Origin of the sequence: Ketogulonicigenium vulgare WSH-001, from assembly GCF_000223375.1 — a bacterium.
GTDB lineage: Bacteria > Pseudomonadota > Alphaproteobacteria > Rhodobacterales > Rhodobacteraceae > Ketogulonicigenium > Ketogulonicigenium vulgare.
This window is the reverse complement of the sequence record NC_017384.1, coordinates 1,254,262-1,267,655: the sequence shown is the minus strand read 5'-3', so window position 1 is coordinate 1,267,655 and position 13,394 is coordinate 1,254,262. Positions and strand designations below refer to the sequence as shown.

The 13,394-nt window shown below is 62.4% G+C and carries 11 protein-coding genes; 6 read left to right on the top strand and 5 right to left on the bottom strand.

Annotated elements, in window-relative coordinates:
- The first annotated feature begins 16 nt into the window (after positions 1 to 16).
- The 5 genes from KVU_RS06285 to KVU_RS06265 all read left to right on the top strand — a co-directional run bounded on the left by KVU_RS06285 (position 17) and on the right by KVU_RS06265 (position 7,013).
- Positions 17 to 802 (top strand): gamma-glutamyl-gamma-aminobutyrate hydrolase family protein, encoded by a 786-nt coding sequence (locus KVU_RS06285; protein ID WP_013384506.1) that lies wholly within the window; start codon positions 17 to 19, stop codon positions 800 to 802.
- 226 nt (positions 803 to 1,028) lie between these two features.
- Positions 1,029 to 2,615, top strand: a complete 1,587-nt coding sequence (locus tag KVU_RS06280) for a Re/Si-specific NAD(P)(+) transhydrogenase subunit alpha (protein WP_013384505.1) — start codon at positions 1,029 to 1,031, stop codon at positions 2,613 to 2,615.
- A gap of 15 nt (positions 2,616 to 2,630) precedes the next feature.
- Complete coding sequence (locus tag KVU_RS06275) at positions 2,631 to 4,055, top strand: NAD(P)(+) transhydrogenase (Re/Si-specific) subunit beta (RefSeq protein ID WP_013384504.1); 1,425 nt, start codon at positions 2,631 to 2,633, stop codon at positions 4,053 to 4,055.
- Positions 4,056 to 4,375: 320 nt separating this feature from the next.
- Positions 4,376 to 5,563 (top strand): type III PLP-dependent enzyme, encoded by a 1,188-nt coding sequence (locus KVU_RS06270; protein WP_013384503.1) that lies wholly within the window; start codon positions 4,376 to 4,378, stop codon positions 5,561 to 5,563.
- 100 nt (positions 5,564 to 5,663) lie between these two features.
- A complete protein-coding gene (locus KVU_RS06265) occupies positions 5,664 to 7,013 on the top strand; it encodes an NAD(P)/FAD-dependent oxidoreductase (RefSeq protein ID WP_013384502.1) in 1,350 nt (449 codons plus the stop codon).
- A gap of 10 nt (positions 7,014 to 7,023) precedes the next feature.
- Here the strand turns inward: KVU_RS06265 and KVU_RS06260 are convergent, their stop codons facing one another.
- The 5 genes from KVU_RS06260 to murD are packed head-to-tail and all read right to left on the bottom strand — an operon-like array spanning position 7,024 to position 11,798.
- Positions 7,024 to 8,076 (bottom strand): glycosyltransferase family 4 protein, encoded by a 1,053-nt coding sequence (locus KVU_RS06260; protein WP_013384501.1) that lies wholly within the window; start codon positions 8,074 to 8,076, stop codon positions 7,024 to 7,026.
- Positions 8,073 to 9,026, bottom strand: a complete 954-nt coding sequence (locus KVU_RS06255; RefSeq protein ID WP_014537783.1) for a 3-deoxy-D-manno-octulosonic acid transferase — start codon at positions 9,024 to 9,026, stop codon at positions 8,073 to 8,075. The genes KVU_RS06260 and KVU_RS06255 overlap by 4 nt, the downstream gene beginning before the upstream one ends.
- A gap of 8 nt (positions 9,027 to 9,034) precedes the next feature.
- Positions 9,035 to 9,331, bottom strand: coding sequence for a glycosyltransferase N-terminal domain-containing protein (locus KVU_RS06250; protein ID WP_014537782.1), 297 nt, complete (start codon positions 9,329 to 9,331; stop codon positions 9,035 to 9,037).
- Positions 9,331 to 10,350 carry a GTP 3',8-cyclase MoaA gene (gene moaA / locus KVU_RS06245; protein ID WP_013384499.1) on the bottom strand — a complete coding sequence of 340 codons (1,020 nt, stop codon included), beginning with the start codon at positions 10,348 to 10,350 and terminating at the stop codon, positions 9,331 to 9,333. Before moaA ends, KVU_RS06250 begins: the two co-directional genes overlap by 1 nt.
- A 47-nt stretch (positions 10,351 to 10,397) precedes the next feature.
- Entirely contained in the window at positions 10,398 to 11,798 is a 1,401-nt protein-coding gene (gene murD / locus KVU_RS06240; RefSeq protein WP_013384498.1) for a UDP-N-acetylmuramoyl-L-alanine--D-glutamate ligase, read from the bottom strand.
- A 170-nt stretch (positions 11,799 to 11,968) separates the two neighbouring features.
- Between murD and KVU_RS06235 the strand changes: the two genes are divergently transcribed.
- Positions 11,969 to 13,393: a circularly permuted type 2 ATP-grasp protein gene (locus KVU_RS06235; RefSeq protein WP_013384497.1), complete on the top strand. Its 1,425-nt coding sequence runs from the start codon at positions 11,969 to 11,971 to the stop codon at positions 13,391 to 13,393.
- The last annotated feature ends 1 nt before the right edge of the window (position 13,394 follow it).

Genomic DNA, 13,394 nt, shown 5'->3' with positions numbered 1-13,394 from the left:
AGGTTAAATCTCGCCCATGTCACGCCAGCCGCGTCGTCCCGTTATTGGTATTATTGCAAACAACCATGTGCTGAACGAGCGTTTCCCCGTCATGGCGGCCGGGCAGATGGAGGCTTTGGCCGTGGCGCAGATTATCGGCGGCATTCCTTTGCTGGTGCCGCCGAACCCTGCGATGATCACGGTCGAGGATCTGCTGGACACGTTTGACGGCTTCATCCTGACCGGCGGTCGCCCCAATGTGCACCCCGAGGAATATGGCGAAGAGCCGACCGATGCGCATGGCGATTTTGATCGCAACCGCGATGCGGTGGTGCTGCCGCTGATCCGGGCCTGCGTGCAGCGTGGGCAGCCGTTCTTGGGCATTTGCCGCGGTTTTCAAGAGGTGAATGTGGCAATGGGCGGCTCGCTCTACCCCGAGATTCGCGATCTGCCGGGGCGGATGAATCACCGGATGCCCCCCGAAGGCACGTTGGAAGAACGCTATGCGCTGCGCCACCGCGTGACGCTGGCCAAAGGCGGACGGTTCGCCGATGTTTTCGGGGCCGAAGAGGTCATGACGAACACGCTGCATGGACAGGGGATCAAAACGCCGGGCCCGCGCGTCCGTGTTGACGGCCTGGCCGATGATGGCACGCCCGAGGCAATTTATGTCGCTGACGCGCCCGGATTTACCATGTCTGTGCAATGGCACCCTGAATGGCGCGCCGCGCAGGACCCGGTCTCGCATGCGCTGTTTTCGGCCTTTGGTGCGGCAACCAAGGATTGGGTGCAAAACACGGGGGCGGTAGCGATACCAGCCTGAAACTAGGCGCCTATACCCGGCGAATCTCGATCAATGCTGCAAGGGCGTAAATTTCTGCGCGCTTGCCATTGTGCACCCCCGCAATTTGGGTCATCAATTCTTTCCTGAAGGTGAAACTATCACGTCGTGCAACTTTCTTGCGAAAGGCTGACCTTTCGTGGAATTTGCTGTGGCCAACGTGCGGCAGTTGCAGGCGCGACGTGTGGAATGAAGGGGGAGTAGGCCCGTGAAAATCGGTGCGCCAAAGGAAATCTATGAGGGCGAAGCCCGGGTCGCCCTGACTCCGGCTTCCGCGAAAGAATTACAGAAACTGGGCCATAGCTGCCTGGTTGAAAGCGGTGCTGGCCTTGGTGCTGGTTTCAGCGATGCGCTTTACGCTGCTGCGGGTGTTACGGTTGTCGCGGACGCGGCTGCCCTATGGGCCGAGGCGGATGTGGTCGTCAAAGTTCGCCAGCCGCTGGCGACCGAGACGGCGCTGCTGCGCCCCGGCCAGACGCTGATCAGCTTTTTCAACCCCGCCGGCAATGCCGAAGGGCTGGAAGCGGCCAAGGACGCGGGCGCGACCGTCATCGCCATGGAAATGGTGCCGCGCATCTCGCGCGCGCAAAAGATGGATGCGCTGTCGTCGATGGCGAACCTTGCCGGCTATCGCGCCGTCATTGAAGCCGCCAATAACTTCCCGCGCTTTTTCACCGGACAGGTGACCGCTGCTGGTAAAGTGCCGCCCGCCAAAGTGCTGGTCGTCGGTGCAGGCGTTGCAGGTCTCGCCGCCATCGGTGCCGCAACCTCGCTGGGCGCAATCGTTTACGCGTTCGACGTGCGTCCTGAAGTCGCCGAACAGATCGAGTCGATGGGTGCAGAGTTCGTCTTCCTCGATTTCGCGGATAACCAAGACGGCGCCGAGACGGGTGGCTATGCCAAACCCTCCAGCCCCGAATTCGCCGCCAAGCAGCTGGAAAAATTCCGCGCGCTTGCCCCCGATATGGATATCGTGATCACCACCGCGCTGATCCCGAACCGCCCCGCGCCCAAACTGTGGACGGCGGATATGGTCGCTGCGATGAAGCCCGGCTCGGTCGTCGTCGACCTTGCGGCGGAACGCGGCGGTAACTGCGATCTGACCGTGGCGGACCAAAAAATCGTCACGGACAACGGCGTGACCATCGTTGGCTATACCGACTTCCCCTCGCGCATGGCATCGCAGGCGTCCAGCCTTTATGCGAACAATATCCGTCACATGCTGGCCGATCTGACGCCGGGCAAAGACGGCGTGATCGTCCAGAACATGGAAGATGACGTGATCCGCTCGTCCACCGCGACGCATGCTGGCGCGATCACCTTCCCGCCGCCGCCCCTGAAGGTGCAGGCGATTGCGGCTGCAAAGCCCTCGGCCAAGGCCAAAGAGCTTACGCCCGAGGAAAAGCGCGCCGCTGAAACCGCTGCCTTTAAAACCGCGACCCGCAACCAGATCGGTCTGCTCGTGATCGGCACCGTGCTGCTGCTGGCGGTAGGTTCGGTCGCGCCCGAAAGCTTTATGGCGCATTTCGTCGTCTTTGTTCTGGCCTGTTTCGTTGGCTTCCAGGTGATCTGGAATGTCAGCCACAGCCTGCACACGCCGCTGATGGCCGTGACCAATGCGGTGTCGGGGATCATCATCCTTGGCTCGCTGCTGCAAATCGGTGCGGGCGGTCAGGTGTCGGGCGGTTGGCTGATCGTCATTCTGTCGGCCGTGTCGATCCTCGTTGCCTCGATCAATATCGTGGGCGGTTTCCTTGTCACGCGGCGGATGCTCGCCATGTTCCAGAAGTCTTAAGGAAGGGCAGGGAAAATGTCTTACGCTCTTGTTTCTGCGGCCTATATTGCATCGGCCGTGCTATTCATCCTGTGCCTCGGCGGCCTGTCGGGCCAAGAAAGCGCCAAGCGCGCTGTCTGGTATGGTATCGCGGGCATGGCGCTGGCGGTGCTGGCGACCCTGATGGGCGATTCCGTCGGCTTCTATTGGCTGGTGGGTCTGGCGATCATCGTCGGCGGTGTCACCGGCTGGTGGCTGGCCAAATCGGTCGAGATGACCGCGATGCCGCAACTGGTGGCGGCCCTGCATAGCTTTGTGGGTCTGGCCGCCGTGTTCATCGGCATCAACACCCATATCGTCATGGTTGGCGTGGTTGGCGTCGATTACAGCGCGCTTACCGGCTTTGCCGCACTGGTCGCCCATAAAACCCCGGTCGAGCTGTCGATCCTGCGGGCCGAGACCTTTATCGGTGTCTTTATCGGCGCGATCACCTTTACCGGCTCGATCATCGCCTTTGGCAAACTGTCGGGCAAAATCACCGGCAAGGCAGAAAAGCTGCCGGGCGGTCACTGGCTGAACGCGGGCGCTGCGGCTTTGTCGCTGATCTTGCTGATTGCCTATCTGAACGGTGCGGGCGCCTGGGCGCTGCTGCTGATGACGGTGCTGGCGCTGTTCATCGGTTACCACCTGATCATGGGCATTGGCGGCGCGGATATGCCGGTCGTGGTGTCGATGCTGAACAGCTATTCCGGCTGGGCGGCCTCGGCCATCGGTTTCAGCCTTGGCAACGATCTGCTGATCGTCACGGGTGCGCTGGTTGGCTCGTCGGGTGCGATCCTGTCCTATATCATGTGTAAGGCGATGAACCGTTCCTTCGTCTCGGTCATCTTGGGCGGCTTTGGCGGCGCCAAGGGTCCCGCGATGGAAGTGACGGGCGAACAGATCGCCATCGATTCGGACGGCGTTGCTGCCGCGCTGAACGATGCCGACAGCGTCATCATCGTGCCCGGTTACGGCATGGCCGTGGCGCAGGCGCAGCAATCGGTGTCCGAGCTGACCCGCAAGCTGCGCGCCGCTGGCAAAGAGGTGCGTTTCGCGATCCACCCCGTTGCGGGTCGCCTGCCGGGCCATATGAACGTGCTGCTGGCCGAGGCCAAAGTGCCTTATGACATCGTTATGGAAATGGATGAAATCAACGACGATTTCCCCTCGACCGACGTTGTGATCGTCATCGGCTCGAACGACATCGTGAACCCCGCCGCGCAAGAAGATCCGAACAGCCCCATCGCGGGTATGCCGGTTCTGGAAGTGTGGAAGGCCAAGCAGGTGTTCGTGTCAAAGCGCGGCCAAGGCACTGGCTATTCGGGCATCGAAAACCCGCTGTTCTACAAGGACAACACCCGCATGTTCTATGGCGATGCGAAAAAGTCGCTGGACGAGCTGCTGCCCAAAATCAGCTGATCTATAGGCTGACCTGATCCCACCCCGCGCAAGCCACGGTTTGCGCGGGGTTTTTTATTGCGAAAGCCGCTGCGACAAAGCGCTGTGCAAGCCCCTAGGAACACGGGACTTTCGGCGATTTTTTGCGAGGGTAATTTTTTACAAAAACAGGTCTTGCAATGAATCACTTTTTGCCCCAAATGCCCGTTTAAGACGCCAACGCACGCGCCTCTGGCCGCAAGCAGTCACGCAGACCGTGTTTATGCAGCGACGGTAACGTCTCCTTTGAAACTGGGTGGTCCGCCCTTTCTTGACGGGCCAGAGTCTTGTTGGAGATGCAAATGACTGCTTTTGTCGCTGGCGCCGCTGCGCCGGCCTTTGTTCGTCCTGTCAATCACTCGGGCCTTTCGCGTCTGGAAGATTTCTGCGCTAAAGCGGATTTCGACAAGCCGACGTTGGTCCTCGATATCGACCGCGTGGAAGAGCAGTATCGCGCCCTGAAGGCTGGCCTTGGCCATGCCGACATCCATTATGCTGTGAAAGCCAACCCCCACCGCGACGTGCTGGAGCGTCTGGTGCACCTTGGCTCGCATTTCGACTGCGCCTCGCGCGGCGAGATTGAAATGTGCCTGGCGCTGGGCGCCCGTCCCGAGACGATCTCCTACGGCAACACGATCAAGCGCGCCCGCGACATCGCGTTTGCCGCCTCGGTCGGTGTGACGCTGTTCGCTGTCGATGCCGAAGAAGAGCTGGTGAAGATCGCTGAAAACGCGCCGGGCGCGCAGGTCTATGTGCGCCTGATCGTCGAGGCGAGCCAAGCCGATTGGCCGCTGTCGCGCAAATTCGGCTGCGATGGCGAGATGGCCCTGAACCTGCTGGACCGTGCCGTCGAGCTGGGCCTCGAGCCGCTGGGCTTCTCGTTCCACGTCGGCTCGCAAACCCGCCGTGCGGATTTCTGGATCCCCGCGCTGGATGCTTTTGCTGGCATCTGGGACGAGGCCCGCGCACGCGGTCACAACCTGTCGCTGCTGAACATCGGCGGCGGTTTCCCGGCCTTTTACGGCGAGGAAATCCAAGGCCCGACCCGTTACGCCGCAAGCGTGATGGAACTGGTCACCGCGCGTTTCGGTCATGTCGAGCGTGTGATGGCCGAGCCGGGCCGCGGCATGGTGGCCGAGGCTGGCATGATCGTCGCCGAAGTCGTCCTGACCAGCCGCAAGTCCGAGCGTGACATGCACCGCTGGGTTTACCTGTCGATCGGCCGTTTCTCGGGCCTTGCGGAAACCGAAGGCGAGGCGATCCGCTATCAATTCGTCACGCCCCACGATGGCGAGGCGATGGGCCCTTGCATCGTGGCAGGCCCCAGCTGCGATTCGGCCGACGTTTTGTATGAAAAGCGTCCGATGAACCTGCCGCTGGCGCTGAAATCGGGCGACAAGGTCCTGATCCGCAACACGGGTGCCTATACCTCGACCTATTCGTCGGTGTGTTTCAATGGCTTCCCTCCGCTGGATGTGGTTGCCATCTAATCGGCCAAGATCAGGGCGCGGGGACAATCCCGCGCCTTTTTTGTTGTGGAACAGGGCAGTGTAGGGTTACGCAAGGCGGATCAATGATCCGAGGCTTGTTATGACCGATCGTGCCTTCCCAGTGACCGAAGCCGTCCCCGTAGTGCATGACGCAGCCCTGCCGCAATCTGTCGATGTGGCAGTGGTGGGTGGTGGCATTATCGGCCTGATGACGGCATTGTTCATCGCCGAGGCGGGGCATTCGGTCGTTGTGCTGGAAAAGGGCCGTGTTGCGGGCGAGCAATCCTCGCGCAACTGGGGCTGGATCCGCAATCAGGGCCGCGACGCGGGCGAGATCCCGATCATGGCCGAATCGCATCAGATCTGGCAGCAGATCGCCCCGACATTGGATATCGACATCGGCCTGCGCCAGCAGGGAACGCTTTATGTCGCGCGCGGCACCCAAGCCTTGGCGCGATACGAGCATTGGCTGCGCCATGCGCGTGCGTGGAAATTGGACAGTCGCATCCTGACCGCCGCCGAGGTTTCGGACCTCACACCCGGTGCTGCGCCTGCGGGCGTCGGTGGCCTTTATACCCCCAGCGATATGAAGGCCGAGCCGCATCTGGCCGTGCCCGCGCTGGCGCGCGCGGCGGCAGCAAAGGGTGTCCAGATCGTCGAGAATTGCGCGGTGCGTGCCCTGGATATCGCAGGCGGGCGCATCGCAGGCGTTGTAACCGAGCGAGGCCGCATCGCCGCACCCGAGGTTGTCGTAGCGGGCGGGGCATGGTCCGCCATGCTGCTGCGCCGCGCGGGCGTCCATATTCCGCAGCTGGCGGTGCGATCATCGGTGGCGCGCACTTCGGCCTTTGACGCGCCACTGCCGCAGGTCTCGAACGGCAAATTCGCCTATCGCAGTCGATTGGATGGCGGTGTGACGCTGGCGCCATCGGATGTGCATGATTTTTACATCGGGCCGCAGGCCTTCCGCAATTTCGCCGCCTATGTGCCGCAACTGCGCCGCGATTTCCGCTCGACCCGTATCCTGCCATGGGGGCCAGAGGGCTATCCCGACGGCTGGCGCACGGCGCGCAACTGGACCGCAGACGAGGTCAGCCCGTTCGAGCGGATGCGTGTCCTGAACCCTGCGCCGAACATGGATTTCCTGAACCGCGCGCTTGCATCCCTGAATGCCGCTTTCCCGCAGGCTGCACCGATCCGGATCGCGCAGGCTTGGGCCGGGATGATCGACACGATGCCGGACGTGGTGCCGGTGATCGACCGCGCGCTGGCAGTGCCCGGCCTCACGATCGCGACCGGCATGTGCGGCCACGGCTTTGGCATCGGGCCGGGTGTGGGGCGCGTGACCGCGGATCTGGTGCTGAACAATACGCCGCGTCACGATCTGTCACGGTTCCGTCTGTCGCGCTTTTCGGACGGCTCGCGCGTCGATTTCGGCTCAGCTCTTTAGACTCAGGGCTTTAACGCGCCAGCAGGCGGCGATAGAGGGCGATCAGCTTGTCCGCCTCGCCCTCGATCCGGAAATGATCCAGCACATGCGGGCGGCAGGCGCTGGCCCAATGCGCAACGCGATCCGGCGCGGCAAGGGCGGCGGCGATCTCAGCCGTCATCTCGGCGATATCACCGGGGGTCACAAGGCGGCCGGTGACATCGGGCAGGATCAACTCCTCGAACGCGCCGACGCGGGTGGCAATGACCGGCACGCCGCAGGCCATGGATTCCAGCGGTGTCAGACCAAAGCCCTCCCACCGTTGCGGCGCGATATACAGATCCAGCGCTTGGAACCACAGCGGCATGTCCAGCGGGGTGACCTCGGGCAGGAAATGGATGCGGGCCGTCAGGCCCGCTTGCGCGACCTTGGCCTTTTGCGCCGCAACAAAATCTTTGTGCTGATCGGTGATGCCGCCCATGACGATGCCATGTGCGCCCTCGTGATCGGGCAGGGTGCTGATCATCGCATCGACAAAGACATCGACGCCCTTTTGCGCCCGCACGCGGCCATAGCAGCCAATCAGGCGCCCCTCGGGCAGCCCAAGGCGCGCGCGCAGGGCGGCGCGATCGGTGGGGGGCGCGAAGGTTTCGGTGTCAATGCCGTGGTAGATCACCGTCGCGGGCCGCTGCAAATAGCTGGCCGAACGGGTCGAGGTGGCCACCACCTCATCCATCTGCCGGATCAGCCAGCGCGTAAAGCCGGTATGTTCGCGCTGCGAGGCGGAGGTGAACACCAGCGCCAGACGCTTGCCCAGCAGGTATTTTAGCGCAAGACCCGCCAGCATCTCGTTATTGCGGCGGGCGTGCCATACGCGACGGCCCGAGGGGCCCGAACGCGGCATCGTGACCAGATCGCGCAGCGGAATTTGCGGGATGCCCGGCGGGATCGCGGGGCCGGTGGCCGCAATCGCGATCTGCCGCGCCTGCAGCGGTACCAGCCGCATAATGGTCGATGTGACGCCCGACACCCGTTTTTTCAGATTGGGCGCGATCACATCGACTTTTGCGGCGGGCAGGGTCATGATTTTACTCGTGCTATCAGTTTTTGCACCAATGCGTCGCGCAAGGCCGCCTGCTGGCGGACAAGGGTCGCACCCGCCTGCGCCATGCTATCGCGCGTGGCGTCATCATAAAGCAGGTCGGCGATGGCGTCGACCAGCGCATTGGGGTCGACCATACGCGTCGCGCCCGCCGCTGTCAGCGCGGCAAAATCGGGCGCGGCATTCACGACAAAAGGCCCGCTGACAAAGGCGGCGCCAAGGCGCGCAGGCTCCCACGGGTTATGGCCGCCGATGCCATCCACCAGCGATCCGCCCAGCAGCGTCAGGCGTGCCAAGCGGAACCATAGCCCCATTTCGCCAAATGTATCCGCCAGATAGACCTGCGTCTGCGCATCCGGCAATGCGCCGGTGCTGCGCCGCGACAGGTGCAAATCGGTCAGACGCATGATCTCGTCCGCGCGGTCGGGGTGGCGTGGACACAGGATCAGCAACAGGTCGGGGTGATCGTCCAGCAAATCGCGGTGGGCGGCGAGGATCAATTCCTCCTCGCCCTTATGGGTCGAGGCGGCGCACCAGACGGGCCGTGTGCCAATCGCGGCGTGCAGTGCGGCCAACGCAGTCGCATCGGCCGGCAGCGGCGCGGCGGCGGATTTCAGGTTTTCACCGCGCAGCATTTCGGCCTCGGGCGCCAGGGTCAGCAGCACGTCATGGCTGGCATCATCCTGACTATGGATCAGCCCAAAGCTGCCGAACACTTTTCGGGCACTGCGCGGCAGGCGCTGCCACAGGCGCAGGGAACTGCCGGACAGGCGCGCGTTCACCAGAGCGCTCGGAGTATCGGCGCGGCGAAGCGCCGCCAGCGTATTGGGCCAAATCTCGCTTTCGGCCAGAATCGCAAGGTTCGGTCGCCAATGGGTCAGGAAACGCGCGACGGCATCCGGGGTATCGAGTGGGGCGAACTGGTGGATCAAGCCCTCGGTCAGGCGGGGGGGATGACCTTGGCCGCGCCGACGGTGCCGGTGGTCAGCAGGCATTGCAGCGCGGGGTCAGCCGCCCGCAGCGCCGCCGCCAGATCGAGCAATGTCAGCCCCTCACCAACCGAGGCACCGTGCAGCCAGATCAACCGGCCCGCGGGACGCGTCAGCGAGGCGTGACCCATGCGTTCAGGGATGCGCGCCGTAAATCCGGCCTCAGCCATGGCGGCCTCGATCTTTGGCAGCCGGCGGGCGATCAGCCGCGGCGCAAGCCAGCGGTAAAGCTGCAACGGCAGAGTCATCAGCCGCCGGTATGGCTCATGTGGCGGCTGATCTTGCCTGCCACTTCGCCGCGCGCATAGTCGAAATCATGCCCTTTGGGCTTTTGCCCGATGGCGGTGCGGATGGCGCGTTCCAGCGCCATGGGCACATCGCTGCGCAGGGCGTCGCGCAGATCCATACTGCCTTCTTGACCCAAACATGTGTGGATCGTGCCGGTGCAGGTGATGCGCACGCGGTTGCAGCTTTCGCAAAAGTTATGCGTCATCGGTTGGATGAACCCGATGCGTTGGCCCGTCTCGACCAGGCGCGCGTAACGGGCGGGGCCGCCGGTGTTCAGGGGCAGGTCCTCAAGCGTGTAATGTTGGGCAAGGCGCGCCTTCAGGTCGGTCAGTGGCCAATATTGGTCAAGGCGATCCTCGTTGCCGATATCACCCATCGGCATCACCTCGATAAAGGTCAGGTCGAGGTCGCGCTGGTGGCACCATTCGACCAGCGACAGCAGCTCGTCCTCATTGCCGCTTTTCAGCGCGACCGCGTTGATCTTGACGCGCATTCCGGCGTTTTGCGCCGCATCAATCCCGCGCAGCACCTGATCCAGGCGCCCCCAACGGGTGATTTCAGCGAATTTCTGTGGATCAAGCGTATCGAGCGAGACGTTCAGGCGCTTGACGCCCGTCGCGGCCAGTTCGCCTGCGTGCTTTTCCAACTGGCTGCCATTGGTCGTCACGCAAATCTCGTCCAGCGCGCCGCTGTCCAAATGCCGCGACATGGCGCGGAAGAATTGCATGATATCGCGCCGCACCAAAGGCTCGCCGCCGGTGATCCGCAATTTGCGAATACCCATATCGATGAAAGCCGTGGACAGACGGTCCAGCTCGTCCAGCGACAGCAGGTCGCGTTTGGGCAGGAAGGTCATGTTTTCCGACATGCAATAAACGCAGCGGAAATCGCACCGGTCGGTTACCGACAGGCGCAGATAACTGATCTGCCTGGCGAAAGGGTCGATCAGCGGCGTATGACGCAGGTCCAGCGTATCCATGCTAGATGTGCTAAACCTGCGCCCGTCATCGCGCAAGGGTCTCGCGATCACGAAGTGATGTTTTGAACATATCGGATGAAGTCTTCGCCGCGCCGCTCGAAGCTGTCGTATTGGTCGAAACTGGCGGCGGCAGGGGCCAGCAGCACGATATCGCCGGGTTCGGCATCGGCAAAGGCCTGCGCCACGGCTTGGCCCATGGTGGTGCAGATCTCGGCCTCGACCCCGGTCAGTTGCAGCGCGAAATGCGGCGCGTCGCGGCCGATGACATAGGCCTTTTTCACCGATCCGACATGCGGCAACAGCCCGCCCAGCCCGCCTTCCTTTTCCAACCCGCCGCAGATCCAGCGGATGTTCTGAAAGGCCTGCAGCGCTTTGGCGGCGCTGTCGACATTGGTGGCTTTCGAATCGTTCACAAAGATCACGCCGTCTTTTTCGCCGATGCGCTGGCTGCGGTGGGGCAGGCCGGGATAGGAATGCAGCGCGGCCTCGATCGCCTTTGGCCCAAGGCCAAGGCTGCGCGCGACGGCATAGGCGTTGCAGGCGTTCTGGTGGTTATGCGCACCGGGCAGGCCCACAACCTGTCGCAAGTCGATCGAGGCGATCTGCCGCCCCTTGCGCCATTCGGTCAGAAAGCCCTTGCGCGCAAAGACCGACCACGCCGCGCTTTCCAGCTTTTGCCCCGAGGATGTAAAGATCACGCGGTCATCGCCCGGCCCCTCGATCAACTGGTTCGCAAGGTAGCGGCCCTCGTTTTCATCGACGCCAATCACCGCGCGGTCAGGGCCGCCTTCGGCAAACAGGCGGCGCTTGGCGGCGAAATAGCCGCCCATACCGGCGTGCCGATCCAGATGGTCGGGCGACATATTCGTCAGCACCGCGATATCGGGCGTCAGCGCGCGCGCAAGGTCGGTCTGATAGGAGGACAGCTCTAGCACCACCACCTCGCCATCGCGGGCGGGCGGCAGATCAAGGACGCCGCGCCCGATATTCCCGGCAAGCTGCGCCGGGCGGCCGCATTCTTCCAGAATATGGTGCAGCAGCGCCGAGGTCGTGGATTTGCCGTTCGATCCGGTCACCGTGACCACGCGCGGGCGGATGTCGAAATCATCCCATTCGCGATCGGCATAGGACCGAAAGAACAGCCCGATATCATTATCCACCGGCACAAAGGCCGCCCATGCGGCGGCGATCACCGGATGCGGTTTGGGATAAAGATGCGCGATGCCGGGCGAGGTGACCAGCAGCCGCACGCCATCCCAGGCGTCGGCGCGGGTCAGATCCTGCACAAGAAAACCGTCAGCTTCGGCGGCCTCGCGCGCGGGGGCGCCATCGTCCCAGACGATCACTTCGGCGCCGCCCGCCAGCAGCGCCTTGGCCGTCGCGCGGCCTGAACGCCCCAGACCCAGAACGGCAACCTTGTGCCCCTCATACCCTTTGACGGCGATCATGGCCTGCTCTCCTTGCACTAGCTTTGGCGACAGATAGGCCCAGCCATAGTGCGGTTGCAAGTGTCGCGTGAAAGGCTGGTTTTGCCTGATTTTTAATCATATGATCAGATCAGGGCTATGGTCTATCATCTGCCCATTGCGGGATGGATTGGCCGGATTAAGGTTAAGCTATGAACACGCGTCCGACCTTTGATGAAATGTGGGGCACCAGCCGGGAGCTGCGAACCCTCTATGCAACCTTCCAGCAATGGTTTGAGGGCGAAAGCCTTGCCCGACTGCGCAAGAAGCAGCGCGAGGCCGAGGACGTCTTTCGACTGACTGGGATTACCTTCAACGTCTATGGCCAGCAGGAGGCCGCCGAACGCCTGATCCCGTTCGATATTATTCCACGTATTATTTCAGGGCGCGAATGGACCCGTCTGTCGCGCGGCATTGAACAGCGCGTGCGTGCGATCAATGCGTTTTTGCACGATATCTATCACCGCCAAGAGATCGTCCGCGCTGGCCGTCTGCCGGCCGAGATGATCGCGAAAAACGCCGCCTTCTTGCCGCAGATGATCGGCGTGAAACCGGCAGGCGGCGTCTATACCCATATCGTTGGCGTCGACCTTGTGCGCACCGGCGAGGATGAGTTTTACGTCCTCGAAGACAATGCGCGCACGCCATCGGGGGTCAGCTATATGCTGGAGAACCGCGAGACGATGCTGCATATGTTCCCCGAATTGTTCACCAAACACCGCGTGCAGTCCGTTTCGAACTATCCCAAGAACCTGCACCGCTCGCTTGCCGCATCGGCGCCTGCGGCCTGTGATGGAAACCCGGTTGTCGCTGTGCTGACGCCGGGTATTTTTAATTCGGCCTATTACGAACACAGCTTTCTGGCGGACAAAATGGGGGTCGAGCTGGTCGAGGGGCATGACCTGCGCGTGATCGACGGCCGTGTCGCGATGCGCACGACCCAAGGGTATAAGGCGATTGATGTCCTCTATCGCCGTGTCGACGATGAATATCTGGACCCGCTGAACTTTAACCCCGATTCTGCACTGGGCGTGCCGGGGATCATGGATGTCTATCGCGCGGGCGGGATCACCATCGCCAATGCGCCGGGGACGGGGATCGCGGATGACAAGGCGATCTATTCCTATATGCCTGATATCGTTCAGTTCTATACGGGCGAAAAGCCGATCTTGCAGAATGTGCCGACCTGGCGCTGTTCGGACCCGCAATCGCTGACCTATGTGCTGGAAAACCTTGCCGATCTGGTGGTGAAAGAGGTGCATGGTTCGGGCGGCTACGGGATGCTGGTCGGGCCGACCGCCAGCAAAAAGGAAATCGCGGCGTTCCGCGACAAGCTAAAGGCAAAGCCCAGCAATTACATCGCGCAGCCGACGCTTGCCCTCTCCTCTGTGCCGATCTTTACCAATGCCGGCCTTGCGCCGCGCCATGTGGATCTGCGGCCCTATGTGCTGGTTTCGCCCGAGGGGGTCAAAATCACCCCCGGCGGGCTGACACGGGTCGCGCTAAAGAAAGGCAGCCTTGTGGTCAATTCCTCGCAAGGTGGGGGCACCAAGGACACTTGGGTGCTGGAGGACTGAT

Bases quoted from the DNA above. Each gene is read 5' to 3' on its own strand.
- KVU_RS06260 (WP_013384501.1), bottom strand. From the start codon at position 8,076: ATGACCCTGCCCGCCGCAAAAGTCGATGTGATCGCGCCCAATCTGAAA.
- murD (WP_013384498.1), bottom strand. From the start codon at position 11,798: ATGATCGCCGTCAAAGGGTATGAGGGGCACAAGGTTGCCGTTCTGGGT.
- KVU_RS06235 (WP_013384497.1), top strand. From the start codon at position 11,969: ATGAACACGCGTCCGACCTTTGATGAAATGTGGGGCACCAGCCGGGAG.
- KVU_RS06275 (WP_013384504.1), top strand. From the start codon at position 2,631: ATGTCTTACGCTCTTGTTTCTGCGGCCTATATTGCATCGGCCGTGCTA.
- moaA (WP_013384499.1), bottom strand. From the start codon at position 10,350: ATGGATACGCTGGACCTGCGTCATACGCCGCTGATCGACCCTTTCGCC.
- KVU_RS06270 (WP_013384503.1), top strand. From the start codon at position 4,376: ATGACTGCTTTTGTCGCTGGCGCCGCTGCGCCGGCCTTTGTTCGTCCT.
- KVU_RS06285 (WP_013384506.1), top strand. From the start codon at position 17: ATGTCACGCCAGCCGCGTCGTCCCGTTATTGGTATTATTGCAAACAAC.
- KVU_RS06265 (WP_013384502.1), top strand. From the start codon at position 5,664: ATGACCGATCGTGCCTTCCCAGTGACCGAAGCCGTCCCCGTAGTGCAT.
- KVU_RS06250 (WP_014537782.1), bottom strand. From the start codon at position 9,331: ATGACTCTGCCGTTGCAGCTTTACCGCTGGCTTGCGCCGCGGCTGATC.